At 67.0% G+C, this 20,675-nt stretch carries 12 protein-coding genes and 3 tRNA genes; 9 read left to right on the plus strand and 6 right to left on the minus strand.

What is annotated here, in order from left to right; translation table 11 throughout:
• Positions 1 to 76 precede the first annotated feature (76 nt).
• The 3 genes from AC5P8F_RS09955 to ychF all read left to right on the plus strand — a co-directional run bounded on the left by AC5P8F_RS09955 (position 77) and on the right by ychF (position 2,636).
• Entirely contained in the window at positions 77 to 694 is a 618-nt protein-coding gene (locus AC5P8F_RS09955; RefSeq protein ID WP_010481743.1) for a 50S ribosomal protein L25/general stress protein Ctc, read from the plus strand.
• A 48-nt stretch (positions 695 to 742) separates the two neighbouring features.
• Positions 743 to 1,321 (plus strand): aminoacyl-tRNA hydrolase, encoded by a 579-nt coding sequence (pth, locus tag AC5P8F_RS09960; protein WP_069118555.1) that lies wholly within the window; start codon positions 743 to 745, stop codon positions 1,319 to 1,321.
• A gap of 223 nt (positions 1,322 to 1,544) precedes the next feature.
• Positions 1,545 to 2,636 (plus strand): redox-regulated ATPase YchF, encoded by a 1,092-nt coding sequence (ychF, locus tag AC5P8F_RS09965; protein ID WP_014646036.1) that lies wholly within the window; start codon positions 1,545 to 1,547, stop codon positions 2,634 to 2,636.
• Between the two features lie 503 nt (positions 2,637 to 3,139).
• Here ychF and AC5P8F_RS09970 read toward each other — a convergent pair.
• From AC5P8F_RS09970 to AC5P8F_RS09995, 6 genes are all read right to left on the minus strand, one after another.
• Positions 3,140 to 6,448, minus strand: coding sequence for an autotransporter family protein (locus AC5P8F_RS09970; RefSeq protein WP_495228010.1), 3,309 nt, complete (start codon positions 6,446 to 6,448; stop codon positions 3,140 to 3,142).
• Between the two features lie 262 nt (positions 6,449 to 6,710).
• Entirely contained in the window at positions 6,711 to 7,352 is a 642-nt protein-coding gene (locus tag AC5P8F_RS09975) for a response regulator (protein ID WP_014036089.1), read from the minus strand.
• Positions 7,349 to 10,576: a hybrid sensor histidine kinase/response regulator gene (locus AC5P8F_RS09980; protein ID WP_495228011.1), complete on the minus strand. Its 3,228-nt coding sequence runs from the start codon at positions 10,574 to 10,576 to the stop codon at positions 7,349 to 7,351. Before AC5P8F_RS09980 ends, AC5P8F_RS09975 begins: the two co-directional genes overlap by 4 nt.
• Positions 10,577 to 10,703: 127 nt before the next feature.
• Entirely contained in the window at positions 10,704 to 11,924 is a 1,221-nt protein-coding gene (locus tag AC5P8F_RS09985; RefSeq protein WP_032956914.1) for an EAL domain-containing response regulator, read from the minus strand.
• Positions 11,921 to 14,692, minus strand: a complete 2,772-nt coding sequence (locus AC5P8F_RS09990; protein WP_495228013.1) for a response regulator — start codon at positions 14,690 to 14,692, stop codon at positions 11,921 to 11,923. The genes AC5P8F_RS09985 and AC5P8F_RS09990 overlap by 4 nt, the downstream gene beginning before the upstream one ends.
• A gap of 162 nt (positions 14,693 to 14,854) precedes the next feature.
• Positions 14,855 to 17,593, minus strand: coding sequence for a TonB-dependent receptor plug domain-containing protein (locus AC5P8F_RS09995; RefSeq protein ID WP_046429053.1), 2,739 nt, complete (start codon positions 17,591 to 17,593; stop codon positions 14,855 to 14,857).
• Between the two features lie 170 nt (positions 17,594 to 17,763).
• Here AC5P8F_RS09995 and AC5P8F_RS10000 point away from each other — a divergent pair, with 170 nt between their 5' ends.
• The 6 genes from AC5P8F_RS10000 to AC5P8F_RS10025 form a co-directional block, all read left to right on the plus strand.
• Positions 17,764 to 18,783, plus strand: a complete 1,020-nt coding sequence (locus tag AC5P8F_RS10000; RefSeq protein ID WP_111206825.1) for a cyanophycinase — start codon at positions 17,764 to 17,766, stop codon at positions 18,781 to 18,783.
• A 109-nt stretch (positions 18,784 to 18,892) separates the two neighbouring features.
• The gene (locus AC5P8F_RS10005; RefSeq protein WP_329768629.1) at positions 18,893 to 19,909 is read left to right on the plus strand and encodes an isoaspartyl peptidase/L-asparaginase family protein; all 1,017 of its coding nucleotides are present in this window, start codon (positions 18,893 to 18,895) and stop codon (positions 19,907 to 19,909) included.
• 137 nt (positions 19,910 to 20,046) lie between these two features.
• Positions 20,047 to 20,132 (plus strand) — tRNA-Tyr (locus AC5P8F_RS10010).
• Positions 20,133 to 20,156: 24 nt separating this feature from the next.
• Positions 20,157 to 20,230: transfer RNA gene (locus tag AC5P8F_RS10015), tRNA-Gly, on the plus strand.
• Between the two features lie 49 nt (positions 20,231 to 20,279).
• Positions 20,280 to 20,355 (plus strand) — tRNA-Thr (locus AC5P8F_RS10020).
• A gap of 41 nt (positions 20,356 to 20,396) precedes the next feature.
• Positions 20,397 to 20,675: GTP-binding protein (locus AC5P8F_RS10025; RefSeq protein ID WP_308307142.1), on the plus strand; the 279-nt coding region annotated here is incomplete at its 3' end.

The raw sequence follows: 20,675 nt of genomic DNA on the forward strand, positions 1-20,675 counted from the left end.
ACCCGGATGCTTCTGGTCGCGGAAGCATCTTCAACCGCCACGCCGCAGGGCGCGGCAACAACCTGAGTAGTCGAAAATGTCGAAGACCCATGAAATCAAGGTCACCAAGCGTGAACTGCAGCGTAAGGGTGCGAGCCGCCGCCTGCGTCACGCTGGTGTGATCCCGGCCATCGTGTACGGCGGCAACGCCGAGCCGGTCGCCATCAGCCTGGACCACAACGAAATCTGGCTGGCCCAGCAGAACGAGTGGTTCTATGCCTCGATCCTGGACCTGAACCTGGATGGCCAGGTGCAGAAGGTCCTGCTGCGTGACATGCAGCGCCACCCGTACAAGCAGCTGATCATGCACCTGGACTTCCAGCGCGTGAACGAGAACGAAGCCCTGACCGCTTCGGTCCCGCTGCACTTCGTCAACGAAGACACCTCGCCGGCCGGCAAGGCTGCCGACGTCGTGGTCACCCACGAACTGAAGGAAGTGACCATCACCTGCCTGCCGAAGGACCTGCCGGAGTCGATCGAAGTCGACCTGGGCGAGCTGAAGGCCGGTGACGTCGTGTACCTGTCCAACATCAAGCTGCCGAAGGGCGTGGAAATCCCGGCGCTGGCGCTGGGCAAGGACCACGACGACGCCATCGTCACCGCCAAGGCCGGCAAGGCCGACGAGGCTGACGAAGAAGCGGCTGCCGCCGAGTAATACCGTTACGGTGCCTGCCTCCGGGCAGGCACCGTACTGGAAGGAACCATGGCAGGACTGCGACTGATCGTCGGTCTGGGCAATCCCGGATCGGAACACGCCCGGACCCGGCACAATGCCGGGTTTCATTTCGTTGAGGCCCTGGCGGAAAAAGCCGGTGCGCGATGGAATGTGGACAGCAAGTTGTTCGGCGAGACCGCCAAGGTCGAGATCGCCGGGCAGACGGTGTGGCTGCTCAAGCCCGCCACCTTCATGAACCTCAGCGGCAAGTCGGTCACCGCCGCGCAGCGGTTCTGGAAGATCGAGCCGGAGGAAACCCTGCTGGCCCACGACGAGCTGGACCTGCCGCCCGGTGCGGCGCGGCTTAAGTTCGACGGTGGCCACGGCGGCCAGAACGGCCTGCGCGACACCATGCGCCTGCTGGGTCATGGCAAATTCCACCGCCTGCGCGTGGGCATCGGCCATCCCGGCCACAAGGACCGCGTGGTGGGTTGGGTGCTGGGTCGCCCGTCCAAGGAGGATGACGTGCTGATCGCGCGCGCCATCGACGATGCGATCGACGTGCTGCCGCTGGCGGTGCAGGGCGATTTCAACGAAGCGATGAAGCGGCTGCACACCCCGAAATAACCGGTAGGTATCGACCGTTGGTCGGTACGGAACCAACCAGGCCGGTAGGTATCGACCGCTGGTCGATACGGAGCCAACCAGAGCGGTAGGTATCGACCGTTGGTCGGTACGGAACCAACCAGACCGGTAGGTATCGACCGCTGGTCGATACGGAGAATGATTGGAAAAGCAGCGCCCAGGCCGCTGTTTCCCCAATCACTTTCACCCCAGAGAGCTGTCACCCATGGGTATCAAATGCGGCATCGTCGGCCTGCCCAACGTCGGCAAGTCGACCCTGTTCAATGCGCTGACCAAGGCGGGCATCGCCGCGGCGAACTTCCCGTTCTGCACCATCGAACCGAACGTCGGCATCGTGCCGGTGCCGGATCCGCGCCTGAACGAGCTGGCGGGCATCATCAACCCGCAGAAGGTCATCCCGACTGCGGTCGAGTTCGTCGACATCGCCGGCCTGGTCGCCGGTGCTGCCAGCGGTGAGGGCCTGGGCAACAAGTTCCTGGCGCACATCCGCGAAGTCGATGCGATCACCCACGTGGTGCGCTGCTTCGAGCACGGTGACATCGTGCACGTGGCCGGCAAGGTCGACCCGATCTCGGACATCGAAACCATCGACACCGAACTGGCGCTGGCCGACCTGGACAGTGTCGAGAAGGCGCTGAACCGTGCCGAGCGTGCGGCCAAGGGCGGCGACAAGGATGCGGCGGCGCGCAAGCCGGTGCTGGCCAAGTTGCAGGCTGCACTGTCGGAGGGCAAGGCTGGGCGCTCGGCCGGGCTGGACGAGGAAGAGAAGGCGCTGGTGCGCGACCTGTTCCTGCTGACCCTGAAGCCGGTGATGTACATCGCCAACGTGCTGGAAGACGGTTTCGACAACAACCCGCACCTGGAAGCCGTGCGTGCGCATGCTGCCGCCGAAGGCGCGCAGGTGGTGCCGGTGTCGGCCGCGATCGAAGAAGAGCTGTCCCAGCTCGACGACGAAGACCGCGATACCTTCCTGGCGGACCTGGGCCTGAGCGAGCCGGGCCTGAACCGCGTGATCAACGCGGCCTACAGCCTGCTCGGCTTGCAGACCTACTTCACCGCCGGCGTGAAGGAAGTCCGTGCGTGGACCGTGCGCAAGGGCGCCACCGCCCCGCAGGCCGCAGCCGTCATCCACACCGACTTCGAGAAGGGCTTCATCCGCGCCGAAACCATCGCGTATGACGACTTCATCAAGTACAAGGGCGAAGCCGGCGCCAAGGAAGCCGGTCGCCTGCGCCTGGAAGGCAAGGAGTACCGCGTGCAGGAAGGCGACATCCTGCACTTCCGCTTCAACGTCTGATCCTGCGGCATCGGATCGACCCCGGACGCCCCGCCCTGTGCGGGGCGTTCGCGTTTCCGGTGATGGACAAAAAAACACTAGGCTGCGAAACGCTTGCGGTGTGACGTTCGCCGGTACTTGTCCACAGCAAACTCCCATCGCTTTCCACGCGTGGTGTGGAAAACCCCGCGCGCCTCTGTAGAGCCGAGCCTGCGCTCGGCTCAGGTTGCCATCAGCCGAGCATGGGCTCGGCTCTACGAGGCTTGGCGGTGCGGTGTGGACAAATTTTCACCACGCTTCGAAACGCCTGCGGTGCAATGCTCACAACTACTTGTCCACACCTAGTTCCCATCGCTTTCCACGCGCGTTGTGGAAAAGAACTGCAGACGTGGACAAAAACTCACCACGCCCGGAAGCGCCTGCCCTGCAACGCTCGAACCCACTTGTCCACACCAAACCCCCATCGCTTTCCACGCCGCATGTGGAAAAAGTGCCCGGCATTCCCTTGCCGGGCACGTCCCGCGTCACCAGGTGTACGACACGCCCAGCTGGGCACCGACGTCGTGGAAGCCCATGCCACCGCTCTGCCGGCTCAGTTCACCCCAGCCGCGCCAGCCGCCGGACAGATCCACCTGCACGCCGGCCTTGGCTTCGTAGATGTCACGCGGCAACTGCCGCTGCAGGCGCTCGCCGTCCATTGTCAGGCCCGCACCATTGCCGCCGGACCACCAGTTCACCGCCACGTACGGGTGCACCTGGCCCTGCGCCGGGCTCAACCCACGGCTGTACAGGCGCAGGCCGAGGCGGGTGCTGGTGTCGCCACCACCGCGGTCCTCGACCACCGTGCCGTTGGCCTCGACCACGCGGTCGCTGTCATAGCGGCTGTGCACCACCTGCACCTGCGGTTCCAGGTAAATGCCGCGCTGCGCGGTGCGCCGCAGGGGCAGCACATAGCCGGCCTCGGCCGACGCACTCCAGTTGCGGGCGTCATAGCGCTCCTTCTGCAGGCCTTCGCCCTGCACGCTGTTGCGGAAGCGGCCGTATTGCAGCCAACCATCCACATAGGCGCCGCCTTGCATGTGCGCATCCTGCAGCCAGGTAGCATAGGCACCCACGCTGGTGCCGGTGACCACGCCACGCGCGGTGTAGCCGGTCACCTGCGAGCGGCTGTCATTGCGCGCGCGGCCGTGGCCGAGCATCGCACCGGCCTGCAGCTCGCCCGTGCCACTCACTTCGAAGCGGCGGCCGACGCCGACCAGCATGCTGCTGATCTGCCCATCGACCTGGACCTGGCGGTTGCGGTCGTGGCTGTCGGGCTGCGCGCTGCGAAGGTGCATCCAGGCCACGGCATCGCCGCTGGCACTGGCCACGGCGGCGGGATCACCGGCGCGGTCGTGCAGGCTGTGCCGGAACATGCCCAGTGCGGCGCTGCGGTTGGCCAGGTAGGCCGCCGGTTCCGGGCGTTCAACCTGCGGGCGCGGCGGATCGATCGGCGGCTCCGGCGGCAATGGTGGATCGATCGGCGGCTCCGGCGGCAACGGCGGATCGATCGGCGGCTCCGGCGGTGACGGTGGGTCGACCGGCGGTTCCGGCGGCTGCGGCGGGTCGACCGGCGGATCCGGCGGCTGCGGCGGGTCGATCGGGGGATCCGGCGGCTGCGGCGGATCGACCGGCGGCACGTATTCCGAGCGCAGGTACCAGTTGCCATCGTCCGGGGTCGACACACCGCCCTTGAACAGGAAGTAGTCGTAGGCACCGGCAACCGCGCGCCCCTGCAGGCTGAATTGTGCATCCGACTGGCCGGCCACGGTGATCAGGCGGATGCCCTCCTGGGTCAGCGCACCGGCGCCGCCGGCATTGCGCACACTCACGCTGGCGGTGCCGCTGCTGTTGCCGTTGATCACCAGCTGGTCGCCCAGCGAAGTGTCGTCGCCCAGCGCGCGGTTGAAGATCCACTGGCCACCGTTGCCCACGTAGTCGCCGCTGACGGTAACGGTCTTGAAATCGCCGGCCGCCGGCGCATCGAAAGCGATGGTGCCGGCGTGTTCGAGCGTGCCGACGCTGGAACTGGCGCGTACGTTCCACTGGCTGCTGCCATCCAGCGCCAGTTGTGCGACCTGGTAGCCGGAGTCGTTGCGCAGGGCGCCGCTGAACGTGGTGCCGTTGCCCAGCACCATGTGCACCTCAGCCGTTGCGCTGTCGACCACCACGTCACCGCGCAGCATGCTGGCGTCGGCGCTGAAGTCGATGCGACTGGTCGCCACGCTGCTGCCATCGGTGAATACCGTGTCGCTGACCCGCAGCAGGCGGCCGCTGCCGTCGCCCGCAGTCACATCGCTGCCATTGACGGTCAGTGCGTGATTGCTGCCCTGCAGCCAGAACGCGGGGCCACTGGCGGTCTCGATGTGGCTGTCATTGAAGGTGGCACGGTTCCAGTACGGGCCGAACGCGGTCAGGTAGGAGCGGTAGCCGCCGCTGTTGCTGCCGGTCATGCGGATGTCCAGGCGGTCGGCCTGGGTCAACCGCGCGGTGTTCATGTGCACGATGCCGAACACGTTCTCGCCATCGCTGCGGATCGCAACGGTATCGAGCAGCGCGGTGGCGGTGGAGCCGCCGATGAACACGCCACCGCCGCCGTTGCCGCGCACGTCGATCACGCTGCCGTTGGCTTCGATGCGGCTGGCGGTGCTGCCGGTGGAGCCGGTCACGCGCACGCCGTAGGTCGCATCACCGTGCGTGGTGATCCGGCCACCCTGCACGGTGGCAACGCCGCCGGCGATCTCAACGCCATAACCGTAGGTGTCGGTCCAGGTGTCGATGCTGCTGTCGGTCAGCTGCAGGCGCGACTCATCGCTGGCCAGCCAGAATCCGGAGTAGCCATCACGAACATCGAACGCGGCATCGCTTGCGGTCAACTGTCCCCAGCTGTTGATGTTCACGCCATAGCCACCGACGGTGTAGAAGCTGCCGCCGTTGATCACTGCACTGGAATAGGTCTTGCTGATGCGGCTGCCGAGCAGGCGCATGCTGCCGCCCACCGAATGGGCTTCCACGTTCTCCAGCAGCAGGCTGCCGCCGCTGTCGATATCGAACCAACCGCCCTGCAGGTAGGTGTCGTACAGCTCGGCGCGGCTGCCCACGCCGTTGGCCGCCACGCCGGCAAGGATGCCACCGGGGGCGAGGGTGATGCGGCTGTTGCGGATCGTCAGCAGGCCGGCACTGTCGGCGCGCAGGCGGGCACCGCCGTCGGCGCTCATCCGCAGATCGGCCAGGTGCAGCTCGCTGCCCTTGCCGGATGCACCGGCCAGCGTGCCACCGGTCCCGGTCATTGAAAGACTGCCCCCGGCATAGTGGATCACGCCACCGTTGTAGGCCTGCACGCTGCCGAATCCGCTGCCGTTGCGCGTGGCATCGATGTCGACATCGCGCGCATCGATCACGCTGCCGGCACCATTGGCATACAGCGCATAGAAGCCCGTCCCGGTCGCCGGTGCGATCGACAGCGTTGCGTCGCGCAGCTGCACCTGGCCACCATTGGCAGCGGACACGCCGCTGCCATTGCCGGTCACGTGGATGCGGCTGCCGTCGATCAGCGCATTGCTGCCGGTACCGGTGACCGCAAGTGCGAAGCTGCCCGCACTGTGGGTGAGGACGTCGTCGGCACCCAGCTGCAGGGTGTCACCGTCGTTGACCAGCAGCGGGCCGGTGAGGTCTGCGGCATGCGCCGGCAGGGCTGCCCACAGCGCAGTGGCCAACAGGCTGGGAATGAGGGGTACGCGCTTTCCGTGCGCGCGCCCGTACGCACGGCCGTGCCGTGTGGGGGAGGCGTTCATGCTGATGGACTTCCTGTGGCAGGGCGCAGCGAGGCTGCGCGGACTGACGCGGCAGGGCCGCGTCGCTGCGGAAGTCCCACGCCACGGCAATTGCAGGCGCCATCGGACTTCCGTCCCCCACGGCGATGCGGCAACAGCCGGCAGGCGCACCTTGGCGGGATGTCTCCAGCCTAGAAATCGGCACTGTCCGATGGAATCAGGCGTTTCCTAAAGCGGTTGCAGGCCCCGTCGCAGGGCCGGCGGGATTCAGCCGGGAGTGGCCTCAGCCGAACAGCGAGGCCTGCAGGCAGTACTCGATCAGCGCCTGGTCGCTGTCCACACCGAGCTTGCGCATCGCGCTGATCTTCTGCGTGCTGACCGTCTTGGCGCTGCGCTGCAGCTGGCGTGCGATGTCGCCCACGCTCATGCCACTGGTGAACAGGCGGATCACCTCCAGCTCGCGCGGCGACAGCCGCGCACGGACCGCATCCGCATCGGCCGGTTCGCTCGCGGCTACCGGCAGCAGTCCCGGGGGGCGGTAGACGCGATCGGCCAGCACCACGCGCAGGGCCTGTACCAGGCTGCCCAATCCATGGCTCTTGAGCACCACGCCACCGGCGCCGGCGGCATACATCGCCGCGACCAACGACGGATTGGACACCATCGTCAGCACCAGCAGGCGCGTCTCCGGGAAGCTGCGGCGCAGGAACGAGATCAGCTTGATGCCGTCCCCGAAGCGATCGCCTCCCGGCATGCTGTAGTCGGTGATCACCGCCTGTGGCCGGGTCCGGGTCATCAGCTCGATCAGCGTCGCCGGATCGGCCGCTTCGCCCACGATGTCCAGGTCCAGTTCCCCGGCCAGTACGTCGCGGATGCCGGCAAGCACGATCGGGTGGTCGTCGGCGATGAGGATCCGTGTGGTCATGGCAGGGTCGGGTCGTCGGGAAGGGAGGGGGATGCAGCGTCGCGCAACGGATGCAGCAGCTGCTCGAGGCGTCGCTGGAACCCGGCAAGAGCGGCCGCCTGGGTGGCCAGGTCATCGCCGCCGGCAAGGCACTGTTCGATCTGCAGGCCGCTGTCCACCAGCGCAGGTGCACCGACGATCACCAGCGCGCCGCGGATGCGGTGCAGAACCTGCGCCACCCTGGCGGGATCGGCAGCGGCGATCGCCTGTCGCAGGCTGTCCAGGTCGGCCTGCATGGTCTGTACGAACAGCGACTGCATCTTCGCGGGAACCTGCAGCGGGGGATCCTTGTCGTGCGACGCAGTGGACGCAGGGCGCTCCTGCATCGCGACGGCCGGTGCATCGCCGTCGGTGATCCGGGTCAGCAGGCGCTGCAGGACTTCCAGCGTGATCGGCTTGACCAGCACGCCCTGCATGCCCGATTCCTGGCAGCGTTGGCGTTCGGCCGGGTCGGCATTGGCCGTGGCGCCGTGGATGGGCACGCTGACACCCCGTGCCCGCAAGGCACGGGCCAGGCCGTAGCCATCCAGCCCGGGCATGTTCAGGTCGGTCAGCACCAGCGCGAACGCCCCTTGTTGCCAGTAGCCCAGCGCTTCATTGCCATCGCTGGCGACCACGGCGCGGCAGCCGAGCTGTTCCAGCTGGTCGCGCAGGATCGCCTGGTTGATCGGGTTGTCCTCGGCGACCAGCACCTGCAGGCCGAAATGGCGCGTCGCCGGCAGGCGCCCTTCGGCGCTGGCCGCCAGCGGTTGGCCGCTGGCCGCGGCCAGGGCCAGCACGATCGCGTCGAATCGATGCAGGCCGACCTGCCAGGCGCCATCGACCTGCCGTGGCCGCACCCCGCCTTCGCGGCAGGCGATCACGCACGGTCCACCCGCCCATGCGGGCAGAGGGTCGTCCAGGACCAGCTCGAGCAGCACGGCGGACGATGGCAGGCCTGCTGCGCTGTCCTCCCGGTACACGCTGGCCTGTGCACCGCGCTGCTGCAGGCGCTCGCACAGCGATTGCACCAGTTCGCGCACGCTGCCCCGCACCTGTACCTGCAGGCCGGCGGGTAGTTGCGGCGGCGGGGCCTGCTGTGGATCCGGTGGAGCCGAGGGCAGCGGCAGTTCGACGCTGAAGCTGCTGCCCAGGCCGCTCTCGCTGACCACGCGCAGCTGGCCTTCCATCAACGCCACAAGATGCGCGCAGATGGCCAGCCCCAGGCCGGTGCCGCGCATCGCATCGGTGCCCGGGTTGGCCTGGAAAAATGGCTCGAACAGATGCGCCTGGTGTTCGCTGGCAATGCCGATACCGGTATCGGCCACCTGCCATTGCAGCCAGCAGCGTTGCTCCTGCCAGCGTGCCGAAACACGGACCACCACGCGCCCGCTGTCGGTGAATTTCAGTGCGTTGCTGATCAGGTTGTTGAGCACCTGTCGGATCCGCGCGGCATCACCGCACACCCCGGGCGGTACGTCGGCATCGATGCAGGCGTAGAACTGCAGCCCCTTGTTGGCGGCCGCGGCAGCATACGAGTCGAGCGCGTCCTCGGTCAGCCGCACTGGATCGAATGGGCTTGGCTCCAGGCTCAGTTGCCCGGCCTCGGCCTTGCTGACATCCAGGATGTCGCTGATCAGCTGCATCAGGGTCGAGGACGAACGCTGGATCGTTGTAAGGTAGTCCTGCTGCCGTGCATCCAGTGGCGTCAGCCCCAGCAGTTCAAGCGTGCCGAGCACACCGTACAGCGGCGTGCGGATCTCATGGCTCATCGTGGCCAGGAACTGGCTCTTCGCGCGGTTGGCCTGGTCGGCGGCGCGGCGCGCCTGCTGCAGCACCTGTTCGGCTTCATGCTGGCTGCTCAGGTCAATGAACAGGCACAGCACCGCCGGCTCACCGCGATAGCGCGCCGGTGTCGCCGTTACCAGCAGGTGGCGGCCTTCGGGCGTGGCGTAGGCCAGGCCATCGCCCAGCGTGGTGCCGCCGGCAGCCAGTACGCTGCGCCGCCACGGGCCATGCCAGCCGCCGGCATGATAGTCCTCGCCCAGCCAGCGGCGGGCGAGGGCGTTGTCCAGCAGCACATTGCCATCGGTACGACGCAGCAGGCACAGCCCGATCGGCGCGTTGTCCAGGATCGTGCGACTGAAGGCTTCGCTTTCCAGCAGGCGCGCGTGGTTGCTGCGCAGCGGCTCGATGACCGAACGCCGGTACGCGCGCAGCACCAGCGTGCCGCCCAGTGCCAGCAGCAGGGCGACCACGGTCGCGCCCAGCAATGGCCCCTGCGGGTGCTGGAACACCTGCCGCCAGCCGACGTGGTAGACCGCCAGCCAGCCGCGCTCGCTGCGCATGCGGAACTGCAGGCCAGCGAGGCCGGCCTGCCAGGAGGTGCCGGCCTCGCTGGCATCGGCTGCATCGCCCAGCAGGCGCTGGCCGTTGGCATCGAACAGCGACAGCCGCTGGAACACCGGGACACCCAGCACCTGGCGATAGTCATCGACACGGCCAGGATCGAGCAGGCAGGCCAGTGCGGCCTGCGAGTCCTTGTCGTCCTCGCCCCACAGGCGCGCATCCTGCGGGGCGTGGGCGATGGCCAGCAGCCAGGTCTGCCGGTCGCGCCATGGCACGCCCACCCAGACGATGCCACCACGTTGCACCGCCGGTCGCGTACCCAGCACCCGGTGGATGTCGGCGATCGCCGGGCGCAGGTGATGCGGGCTGTTCTGGCTCGCGTCGGTACCGGCGATCTGTACCGGTGCCAGCAGCCCGCGCGTGCCCTGGCCATCGACCAGCAGGCATTGCGGCGGTGGATAGCGCGAGGCCGACCAGAACGTGCCGTAGAAGCGCAGGAAACGGTCGCCCAGTTCAGTCGGTGGCGAAAGACTGGCCCCCTCGCTTCCGATCACCGCAAAGTTGGCGAACAAGGGCCCGCGTTGCAGCTCCACGCTGGCATCGGCCACCGGCTGCCCATGCGTGCCGACATCATGCAGCCGCCACTGGCGCAGGAAGCGCTCCTGCTCGCGCAGCGTGCCGTCCAGGCGGCGGAAGTGATACTCGATCTTGCTGCGCTCTTCGTTGAACAGCTGCGAGCCGGCCGACAGCAGCAGTCCGGCCTGCAGCGTGGCCAGCACCACAACGCCGATCAGCAGGGCGTGGACGCGCAGTGAGCGGCGAGCGAGTCGGCGTACAGGAGCGGCCTCGGCCGGCATGGCAGGTCTCAGGGCAGGGAGCGGTCAGCGGCACCATGGGCAGCAACGGAGGGACATCCGCCACCGCTGCACAGACAGGATCGTCAATGCCACTTGATGATTTCGTGAAGCGGACGTGGAATCCGTGTCAGCGCAGGGCGGCTCGCGGCGACTCGTCCAACTGCGGCGCTTCTTCGTCCAGCAGGCGGGTGAACTCGTCCGACGGCAGCGCCTGCGAGATCAGGAAGCCCTGCACCTGGCTGCACCCCAGCTGGCGCAGGGCAGCCAGGTCGGCATCGCTTTCCACGCCCTCTGCCACGATGGTCAGGCCCAGCTGGTTGGCCAGCGCGATCACCGTCGACAGGGTCAGGTGCAAGGCCGGGTCGCGCGCGCATCCGCTGACCAGCGCGCGGTCGATCTTGACCTCGGTGAAAGGGGTATTGACCAGGTTGTGGACCGAGCTCAGGCCCTGCCCGAAATCGTCCTGGGCCAGGCCGAACCCCTTCATGCGCAGGCGGCAGGCGCCGGCATAGAAGTCGCTGACGTGCCGCGTGGTGCTGTTTTCCATCAGTTCGAAGCACAATTCGCCGGGCGTACCGCCGTTGGCCAGGGTCAGTGCCAGCAGTTCGTCGGGCAGGTCCGACTGCTCCAGCAGGTGAGGGGGCAGGTTGATCGATACCGGTACCCGGAACCCTTGCTTGCGCCAGCGTGCCTGCGCGCTGATGCTGGCCTTGAGCATCATCCGCAGAAGATCGCCCTCCAGCCCGTAGCGGCAGATTGCCGGCAGGAAGCTGCCAGCGGCCAGCGTGCCCAGCTGCGGATGTCGCCAGCGCACCAGTGCTTCGGCCGCCACCACGCGTCCTGACTGCAGTGACTTCTTCGGTTGGAACCAGGCCGTCAGGCTGCCATCGGCCATGGCCTGGCGCAGCTGCGATGCATCCGGTTCGGGCGCAGCCGCCGCGCGCGTAGGGGCCTCGCCGGCGGCCGGACGCGCCTGCGCCAAGGCCTCGAACAGGGCGTCCACGTCGGCGGCCGCCACCGGCTTGGGCAGCAGGCCGACCACATCCAGCCCCAGCGATTCGGCCATCAGCCGTGCCGAGGTCATCATCCGCCGCGGGGCCGCGCTGACCACCGCGAGGCGTGGCGGGCGCGGCTGTGCCGCCAGCGCCTGGATGAACTGGATGCCGTCCTGCCCGGGCATCAGCAGGTCGCTGACCACCAGGTCGTAGGGCTGGCACGCACACAGCGCGATGGCCGCATCCACGTCTTCGCAGGCGTCGACCTGCACGCCTGCGTGGCTGCCGAACAGATTGGCCAGGAAACCACGCTGGAAGGGCTGGTCTTCCAGGATCAGGACACGCTGGGTCATGCGGGGTCTCCTTGGCGCAGTGAGGTGAGCGCCTTGCGCAGGCGTGCGATGTCGATGGGTTTGCTCAGGTAGCCCTGCATGCCACTGGCCAGGCAGCGCTCGCGCTCCTCGGCAGTGGCATTGGCGGTGGCGCCGATCACCGGCACCGGGTTGCCGTCCTCGCGCAGTTGCCGGGCCAACGCGTGGCCGTCCATGCGCGGCATGTTGATGTCGGTCACCACCAGGTCGAAAGACTGCTCTCGGCATCGCTGCAGGGCTTCCACGCCGTCCTGTGCCAGCTCCACGTCGCAGCCGAGGGTGCGCAGCTGCTCGGCCAGGATCACCCGGTTGATCGGGTTGTCTTCGACGGCCAGCACGTGCAGGCCCAGCGGCATCGGCCTTGCCGCGCGCGATGTTTCCGGCAGCTCCGCACGTTGCTGCTGCACGTTGGCCAGTGCATTGCCGATCGCGGTCATCCCATGCAGGGTCACCACCAGGCTGCCATCGGCGGCAACGGTGGGCTGGTCGCCGCCGTCGATCGATGCCACCACGCGAGGGCCTGCCCAGGCCAGCGGCATCCCGGCCTCGCCGTCCATCAGGATCGCGCCGTCATGGTCCAGCAGTGCAGGGTCGCCCTGCAGGGGCTGTGCGTTGGCGCCCCAGCGACGCAGCCAGCCGCAGGCACTGTCGACCAGTTCGCGATCACGGCCGCGCACCAGGATCGGCGGCTCCGGCAGCAGGGTCGGGCCATCCTCGGCGGCGGCCAGCACCGGCAAGGGCAGGCGCACGCTGAAGCTGCTGCCCAGGCCGGGCTCGCTCACCACCTGCAGCTCGCCGCTCATCAGGCGCACCAGGCGGTCGCTGATGGACAGGCCCAGCCCGGTGCCCTGTGCACTGGCCGCGCCACGGACCTGGCGGAATGGTTCGAACAACCGCGCCTGTTCCTCCGCGGCGATGCCCACGCCGGTATCGGTGACCTGCCAGGCCAGCACGCTCGATTCACCTTCGCGCTGTACCTGGCGCACGCGCAGTACCACCCGGCCATGCTCGGTGAACTTGATCGCGTTGCTGAGCAGGTTGCCCAGCACCTGGCGGATGCGGTCGGCATCACCCAGCACGCGCGTGGGCAGGCGCGGGTCGGTACAGACCAGGATCTGCAGGCCCTTGCAGGTGGCCGATGCGGCGAAGCTGCGCAGCACGCTCTCGGTCAGCTCGCGCGGCGAGAACGGCGCCGGCTCCAGGCTGAGCTGCCCGGATTCGATCTTGGAAACATCCAGCACATCGCTGATCAACTGCAGCAGGACCGATGAGGAACTCTCGATGGTGCGCAGGTACTGCGACTGCCGGGCGTCCAGCGAGGTGTGCCCGAGCAGCTCCAGCGTGCCCAGCACGCCGTAGAGCGGAGTACGGATTTCATGGCTCATGGTGGCCAGGAACGCGCTCTTGGCCTGGTTGGCCGCATCGGCGGCCTGGCGTGCCGACGACAGCGCGGCCTGTGCCTGGCGGTGCCGGGAAATGTCATGGAACACGCACAGCAGCACGTCGTCGCCCTGGTAGCGGCAGGCCGCGTGCAGCACCTGCAGCTGACGACCGTCGCGGGTAGTGAATTCCAGTCCACGCCCGCGCTCGCCGGCATGTCCGCGCCATGGCGCCTGCCAGTCGCTGTGTTCGCCTTCTTCGCCAAGCCAGTCGCGTAGCAGCTGGTTGGAGAGCAGCAGCGCGCGGTCGCTGCGGCGCAGGACGCAGATGCCGACCGGCGCCATGTCGATCACCGTCGAACTGAAATCCAGGTTCTCCAGCAGCCTGCGCTGTTGCTGCAGGGCCGGCTGGATCAGCTGGAGGTCCACGCGATGCCGCAGCAGGCGCAGCGCGACGCCGGCCAGCAGCAGCAACAGCGCGCAGACCAGCAGCGGCACCGCCAGGTCACCCAGCAGCAGTTGCGACGGCAGGTGGTAGACCAACCGCCAGCCGTCGTTGCCGACACTTTTCACCAGCGCTACACCGCGCGGAAGCCCGCCACTCCACAGCGTGCCGAAGCTGTCGTGCTGGCGTTCCCGCAGGGTCTTCCAGCCCGCACCATCCAGACGCGGGGTCTGGCTGGACAATGCCGGCTGCCCTGCACGGTCGAGCAGCGCATAGCCGCCGATGCCCTGGCCGTCGATCATGCTCGCCGCCGCCGCGCCGTCGAGCAGCAGCACCAGCCACTGCGTCGGATGCGGGCCGGCCTGTACCGGCTGCGCCAATGCAACGCCACTGTCACCCGGGCGCAGCCAGTGCACCGGGTCGGCCGCCTCCAGGCTGCCGCTGCGTGCCTGCAGCGCACGCAGCGATGGCAGGTGCGCCAGGTCCACGTCGACCTCGCCGCCGGCCAGCCAGTGCGTGCCGTGCGCATCGACCAGCAGCAGATGCGTCTGCAGTGCCTGCAGCGTGTGTTCGGCGCGCGCTGACAACAGCAGCCGCTGGCCCGGTTGGCCGCCAGCACCATCCAGCGGCACCTGGCGCATGCCTTCGCTGTCCGCCGCAGGTGCATCCGGGTTGCCCCTCACCACCGAATCGCCCAGATAGCGCAGCAGGGCTTCGCGCTGGTCGAAATAGATCTGGGCCCTGTAGGCCGCTGCATTCATCTCGCGGCGATGGGTCGAGATGTCCTCGGTGAATGCCGTGAGCAGGTAGAAGCCGGCCGCGGCGGCCAGGCAGACGAAGACGCACACGGTCAGGCAGCGCAGCAGCACCGACGCGGTGGTCGATGGCACGGCCTGCTGCAGCGAAGGGCGGGGGAAGCGGAACATGCAACGATGCTAGGGAGCGGCGCGCGCGGCGCGGAATCAGCTGTTTCCTAAAATCCCCGGCTGGCCGGTCGGGCCGGAGCCTGCGCGCGGGTACCGTTCAGGCGGCGGAAAAAAGAACCCCCGCCGAAGCGGGGGTCTCCTGTATCGGCGCTGGCCGGGCGCTTACAGCGCGCTGCCACCGAACTTGTGGGTGTACTGCAGGTTGATCGTGCGCCCCACGCTGTCGAACCAGGACACGTCGTAGTACGGGTATGCAGTGTAGGTACGGTCCGTCGGCGGCATCTTGTTGAACACATTGACCACCGACAGCGACAGGCGCGAGTGGTCGTCGAAGCGGTACTGCAGCGAGGCGTTGTAGCGATAGGTCGCCTTCACGTACGGGCTGTCGCCGCTGTCCCAGTCGAACACCTGGTCGTAGCTGTCCGAGGTCGGCAGCTTGCCCAGGCGCGAACCGTACACCGTTGCCGACCACGCATCCTTTTCCCAGGTCACGCTCAGGCTGGTCTTGGTGCGTGGGATGTCGAAGCCGCTGTTCACTGCGAACTGGTCTTCGGTACGGTCGCCCGGGTAGCGCTGGAAGTCATGCTTCTTCACCCAGGTGTGGGTGCCGTTGAAGATGAAGTCGCCGATGCCCGTCTGCAGGCGGTAGCGCAGGCCGACGTCGATGCCGGAGGTGGATTCGCGGGCGACGTTGATCGGCGCCACGCGCACGCCATACAGGCGCCCGTCGTTGCTGCGGGTGATGCGGGCGAGTGCATCCACGCAGGTCGGCGAGGTGATGTCGGCGCTGCCCAGGCGGCAGTTCGCTTCGTTGGCCAGGATCGTGCGCACGTCCATGTCCTGCACCTGGTCGCGCATGTCGATGTCGAACCAGTCCACCGACAGGTCCAGGCCGACGGCCGGCGACCAGACGAAGCCGGCACTCCACGAGGTGCTGGTTTCCGGGTCGAGCTGGCGGTTGCCGGTGCGGCTGCGGATCAGGTTGCGCTCGTAGTCGGCGCAGTCGGTGGCGCCGTCGGCGCGGCAGCTGTACAGGTCTTCGGCGGTGGTCTCATCGTTGCCCGGGCCGGCGAATACATAGTGCAGGTCCGGCGCACGGAACGCGGTGCCATACGAACCGCGCACCAGCAGCGTGTCGATCGGGCGCCATTCCAGGCCACCGCTCCAGGTCGCCTTGCCGATGGTGTGGCCGGAATAGCGGTACTGGTCGTAGCGGCCGGCCACGCTCAGGTTGACCGTTTCGTGCAGCGGCATGCGCAGCTCGGCCGCCGTAGCCCAGCGGTTGCGCGAACCTTGGCCGTCCGAATCCTTCCAGCTGTAATAGTAGTACTGGGTCGCCAGCGGATCAGGATTGAGCGAGTACGCCTGCTGGCCCACTTCCACGGTCGCGGCGAAACCGGCGTCACCGCCGGGCAGGCCGAACAGCGCGGAATTGGTCAGAGTGAATGCCGCCGTCTCCGTGCGCGACTTCGGCGTGTAGGTGGTACGCGCGGCGATCGAATCGTACTCGGCGCGGGTCAGCGGCCGGTACAGGCGTGACGGGTCGGCGTTGTAGATCGGGAAACCGTCGTCATCCACGCCCAGCTGCGGGCCGAGGAACAGGTCATTGGCCTTGGCGGCGATGATCTGCGCCCAGCTGATCCGCGACTGGTACTGCGAATGGCTCAATGCCGCTTCGTAGTCCCAGTTGCCGGCCAGGTTGCCCTTGAAGCCGGTGGTCACGCTGAAGGTCTTCTGCGTGCTGCGCACCATGGCATTGCGCAGGCCACCCATTTCCTCGGGCGAGAACTGGCGCTGCCAGAACTCGATCTCGCCGGTCGCTTCGTTGTTGAAGTAGCCCGACTCATCGCCGTTGGCGTCCATGCGGCCCCACTTGGTGACGTCGCGCATCAGCGACATCGTGTGATAGCCCAGCTGCACATCGGCGAACCACTGCTGGCCATTGTCGAAGTCGTAGCTCAGCGAGGCGTAGCCATTGGCACCACGGCGCTTGCTGAGGATGGTGCCGTAGCCGATCGAGCTGTCGCTTCCGCAGTAATAGCCATAGCGCGGGCGGTAGGCGCGGTAGGTGCTGCCCTGGTTCTGGCCGGACAGCGCTTCGCAGGTGGCCGCGCCCGGGTCCAGGTAGTCATCGTTGTAGTCGGTGCGCAGGTAGGCGCGGCGGGCGATGCGCGAACCCTCGGTGGGGCCGTCCTGGGTCGAGTCCTGGATGTCGCGCTCATAGGCCCACAGCGGCGTCTGCGACTGCAGTTCCACGCTGTACACCGCGTTGAAGTTGCCACGGCTGAAACCGCTGGCGATGCTCATGTCGAACGACTCGCCACCGCCTTCAGTGGTGGTGCCCATGCGCATGTCGATCGTGGTGCCGTCGGCCTTCTTCTTCAGGATGAAGTTGACCACGCCGGCGATCGCGTCCGATCCATAGATGGCCGAGGCGCTGCCGGTCAGTACTTCAATGCGCTCGATCATCCCCAGCGGAATGTTGGAGACATCGGTGAAGTTGCTGCGGCCCTTGAACGGCATCGGGAAGTCGGCGATACGGCGGCCATTGACCAGCACCAGCGTGTGGTTCGGGCCCAGGCCGCGCAGGTCCACCTGCTGGGCACCCGGCGAGAAGTCGGCGCCGCTGGAAGACTGCTGGCTCTGCGTCTCACCGCCGTTCTGGGTCATCGCACGCAGCACGTCCGGCACGCTGGTGAAGCCACTAGAGCGGATCTGTTCGGCGTTGATCACCGTGATCGGGGCGGGGCCTTCCACCTGGGCGCGCGGAATGCGCGAACCGGTGACCTGCACCGCGTCCAGTTGTTGTACCGGAGAGGACGCCGGAGCCTGGGCGGCCGCGGAAGCAGCCACACCCATCAACGCTAGCTGGATCGACCACGCCATCGCCTTTCTACGCATGAGGAATTCTCGGAAATGAAGCCGGCCCGCAGAGGAGGGGCCCTGTCCCCCATTCAGATTTCCGGAATGGGCGCGCGCATTTAACGCCTTTTTTATGTCCTTGACTACTGGGTCCCTATCTGGCAAGGAGTGAAAACGCTTGCAAGTCGATTTTGTTCAGGGAGATCAAGATGCGACGCGTTCACCGGACCCTGCGTACCCCTGTTGCCTGGCTGGCGCTGCTGATGCTGGCCTGGCCGTCGGCCGCGCCCGCGCAGGATCTGCAGGGCCCGGGCTTTTCCTACTACGAGGTCGGCGACCTTGAGGCCCCACGTCCCGGGCCGCGTGCATCCGCGATGATGCTGATGGGCGGTGGCGAGTGGGTGCCGGATGCCTTCCAGTGGTGGTTGAAGCAGGCCGGCAATGGCCGTGTACTGATCCTGCGTGCCTCCGGTGGCGATGAACTGCAGGACCGCCTGTACCGCGAGATCGGCGGCACCACCGCGGTACAGACGCTGGTCTTCGACAGCCGCCGCGGTGCCGATGATCCAGCCGTGCTGCGCGTGGTCGCTGCGGCCGATGCCATCTTCATTGCCGGCGGCGACCAGTCGCGCTACATCCGCTTCTGGAAGGGCACCGCACTCAACCGCGCGCTCAACGCCCATGTACGCGCCGGCAAGCCGATTGCCGGTACCAGCGCTGGCCTGGCCATCCTCGGCGGCTATGCCTATGGCGCCATGGATGGCGGCAGCATCAGCTCGGCCGGTGCGCTGGCCGATCCGATGGGCAGCGCAGTCACCATGGACAGTGGCTTCCTGCAGATGCCCTACCTGCAGCGCGTGGTCACCGACACCCATTTCGACAAGCGTGACCGCCTTGGCCGCCTCATCGTGTTCGTGGCACGCGCCGCGCAGGACAGCGGCGACCCTGACATCGTCGGCATCGGCGTTGATGAGGACACCGCCCTGTGCGTGGAGCCCGATGGCCAGGCCCAGGTCTACAGCGCTGATGGCGAGGGCAAGGTCTGGGTGGTCAGCCCCGGTCGTGATGCCGATCGCCTGGTCGAGGGCGAACCATTGCGCTTCCATGCCGTTCCGGTGACCGTGGTCGCCAGTGGCAGCCGTATGCGCCTGGACGATTTCCAGGCCGAGGCCGACTACCAGGCCGTGGCCGACATCAGCGACGGCCAGATCGAGTTCACGCTTCGGTAGCGCCGGCCGCTGGCCGGCAACTCACTTTCCCTGAGCTGATGCGCCCCTTGCGGCCAGCGGCCGGCGCTACCCTGCAATCCATTCCCTTGTCCTGCTGGAGACGTACCTGATGAAACTGCGCCTGGCGCTGTCCGCGCTGCTGTCCTTTCCATTGATCGCCCAGGCTGCCCCGGCTGCGTCGCCATTGCTGGTCATCCATGGCGGCGCCGGCGTCGAACGCAAGGACCTGTCGCCGGCCGAAGAGAAGGCTGCGCGCGATGCGTTGCGCGCCGCACTGCTGAAAGGCCATGCCGAACTGGCGGCCGGTCGTCCGGCGCTTGCAGCGGTCACTGCGGCAATCACCGTGCTGGAGGACGATCCGACCTTCAACGCTGGCAAGGGCGCAGTGTTCACCCATGACGGCCACAACGAGCTGGATGCGGCGGTGATGGACGGTGCCACCCAGGCAGCAGGTGCGGTGGCCGGCGTGCAGCGGGTGCGTAACCCGATCCTGCTGGCGCAGACCGTGATGCAGAAGTCCAGGCACGTGATGATGGTAGGGCAGGGTGCCGAAGCCTTCGCGGTGGAGCAGGGCGTTGCTCTGGTTGATCCCTCCTACTTCCGCACGGAGAAGCGTTGGCAGCAGCTGCAGCGCGCGCTTAAGGAAGAGGTCAATGGCCAGGCCCATGCCGACCTGGAGACCGCAAAGCACTTCGGTACCGTCGGTGCGGTCGCGCTGGATGCGCAGGGGCAGCTGGCCGCGGGCACCTCCACGGGCGGCATGACCAACAAGCGCTATGGCCGGGTGGGGGACTCGCCGATCATCGGCGCCGGCACCTGGGCCGATGCGCGCTGTGCGGTGTCGGGCACCGGCTGGGGCGAGTACTACATCCGCACCGCGGCCGCGCACGAGATCTGTGCGCGCATGCGCTACCAGGGGCAGAGCCCGGAGCAGGCCGGCAAGGGCGTGATCAACGAGACGATTCCGCAGATGGGCGGCGACGGTGGTGCGATTGTGCTTGCCGCGGACGGCAGAATGGCCACGCCGTTCAACACCCAGGGCATGTATCGGGGCTGGATCGGCGCCGACGGAGTCCCCCATGTCGCAATTTTCGCCAGCGAGACCCTGCCGGTCCCCGGTCAATAACCTTGCGTATCAATGGGTTTGCGACAACGTGTGAAAAAGATGGAAAAAAGCGTTGACAGCCCCCCGTCCCATCAGCAGAATAAGCGGCTCACCACCACACACCGCAACGCTTCGGCGGCAACGGAATGGGGTGGTAAGGAGGGATACCCAAGCGGCCAACGGGGGCAGACTGTAAATCTGCTGGCTTACGCCTTCGGTGGTTCGAATCCACCTCCCTCCACCAGTTTCACGTTGTGACATTCCCGGCGCGGGAGTAGTTCAATGGTAGAACCTCAGCCTTCCAAGCTGATGGTGCGGGTTCGATTCCCGTCTCCCGCTCCATTGAATGAACTTTGAATCTTATCGAGTTCATGTCATAATGCAAAACTCGGCTCACGTAGCTCAGTCGGTAGAGCACTTCCTTGGTAAGGAAGAGGTCGAAGGTTCGATTCCTTTCGTGAGCACCATCTTAAGCATCACCTCTCAGACGAATTCGAGATAAGCAGCCATGGCCAAGGGTAAGTTCGAGCGCACCAAGCCGCACGTCAATGTCGGCACCATCGGTCACGTCGACCACGGCAAGACCACGCTGACCGCCGCACTGACCAAGATCGGTGCCGAGCGCTTCGGTGGCGAGTTCAAGGACTACTCCTCGATCGACGCCGCGCCGGAAGAAAAGGCTCGTGGTATCACGATCTCGACCGCGCACGTCGAATACGAATCCCCGATCCGTCACTACGCCCACGTTGACTGCCCGGGCCACGCTGACTACGTCAAGAACATGATC

This window comes from Stenotrophomonas sp. YJH_SMC_69, from assembly GCF_059370495.1.

What these genes read in the sequence shown, in the direction of transcription:
- AC5P8F_RS10000 (WP_111206825.1), top strand. Translation starts at nt 17,764, where the DNA reads ATGCGACGCGTTCACCGGACCCTGCGTACCCCTGTTGCCTGGCTGGCG.
- AC5P8F_RS09985 (WP_032956914.1), bottom strand. Translation starts at nt 11,924, where the DNA reads ATGACCCAGCGTGTCCTGATCCTGGAAGACCAGCCCTTCCAGCGTGGT.
- AC5P8F_RS09975 (WP_014036089.1), bottom strand. Translation starts at nt 7,352, where the DNA reads ATGACCACACGGATCCTCATCGCCGACGACCACCCGATCGTGCTTGCC.
- pth (WP_069118555.1), top strand. Translation starts at nt 743, where the DNA reads ATGGCAGGACTGCGACTGATCGTCGGTCTGGGCAATCCCGGATCGGAA.
- AC5P8F_RS09990 (WP_495228013.1), bottom strand. Translation starts at nt 14,692, where the DNA reads ATGTTCCGCTTCCCCCGCCCTTCGCTGCAGCAGGCCGTGCCATCGACC.
- ychF (WP_014646036.1), top strand. Translation starts at nt 1,545, where the DNA reads ATGGGTATCAAATGCGGCATCGTCGGCCTGCCCAACGTCGGCAAGTCG.
- AC5P8F_RS09955 (WP_010481743.1), top strand. Translation starts at nt 77, where the DNA reads ATGTCGAAGACCCATGAAATCAAGGTCACCAAGCGTGAACTGCAGCGT.
- AC5P8F_RS09970 (WP_495228010.1), bottom strand. Translation starts at nt 6,448, where the DNA reads ATGAACGCCTCCCCCACACGGCACGGCCGTGCGTACGGGCGCGCGCAC.
- AC5P8F_RS09980 (WP_495228011.1), bottom strand. Translation starts at nt 10,576, where the DNA reads ATGCCGGCCGAGGCCGCTCCTGTACGCCGACTCGCTCGCCGCTCACTG.
- AC5P8F_RS10005 (WP_329768629.1), top strand. Translation starts at nt 18,893, where the DNA reads ATGAAACTGCGCCTGGCGCTGTCCGCGCTGCTGTCCTTTCCATTGATC.
- AC5P8F_RS09995 (WP_046429053.1), bottom strand. Translation starts at nt 17,593, where the DNA reads ATGCGTAGAAAGGCGATGGCGTGGTCGATCCAGCTAGCGTTGATGGGT.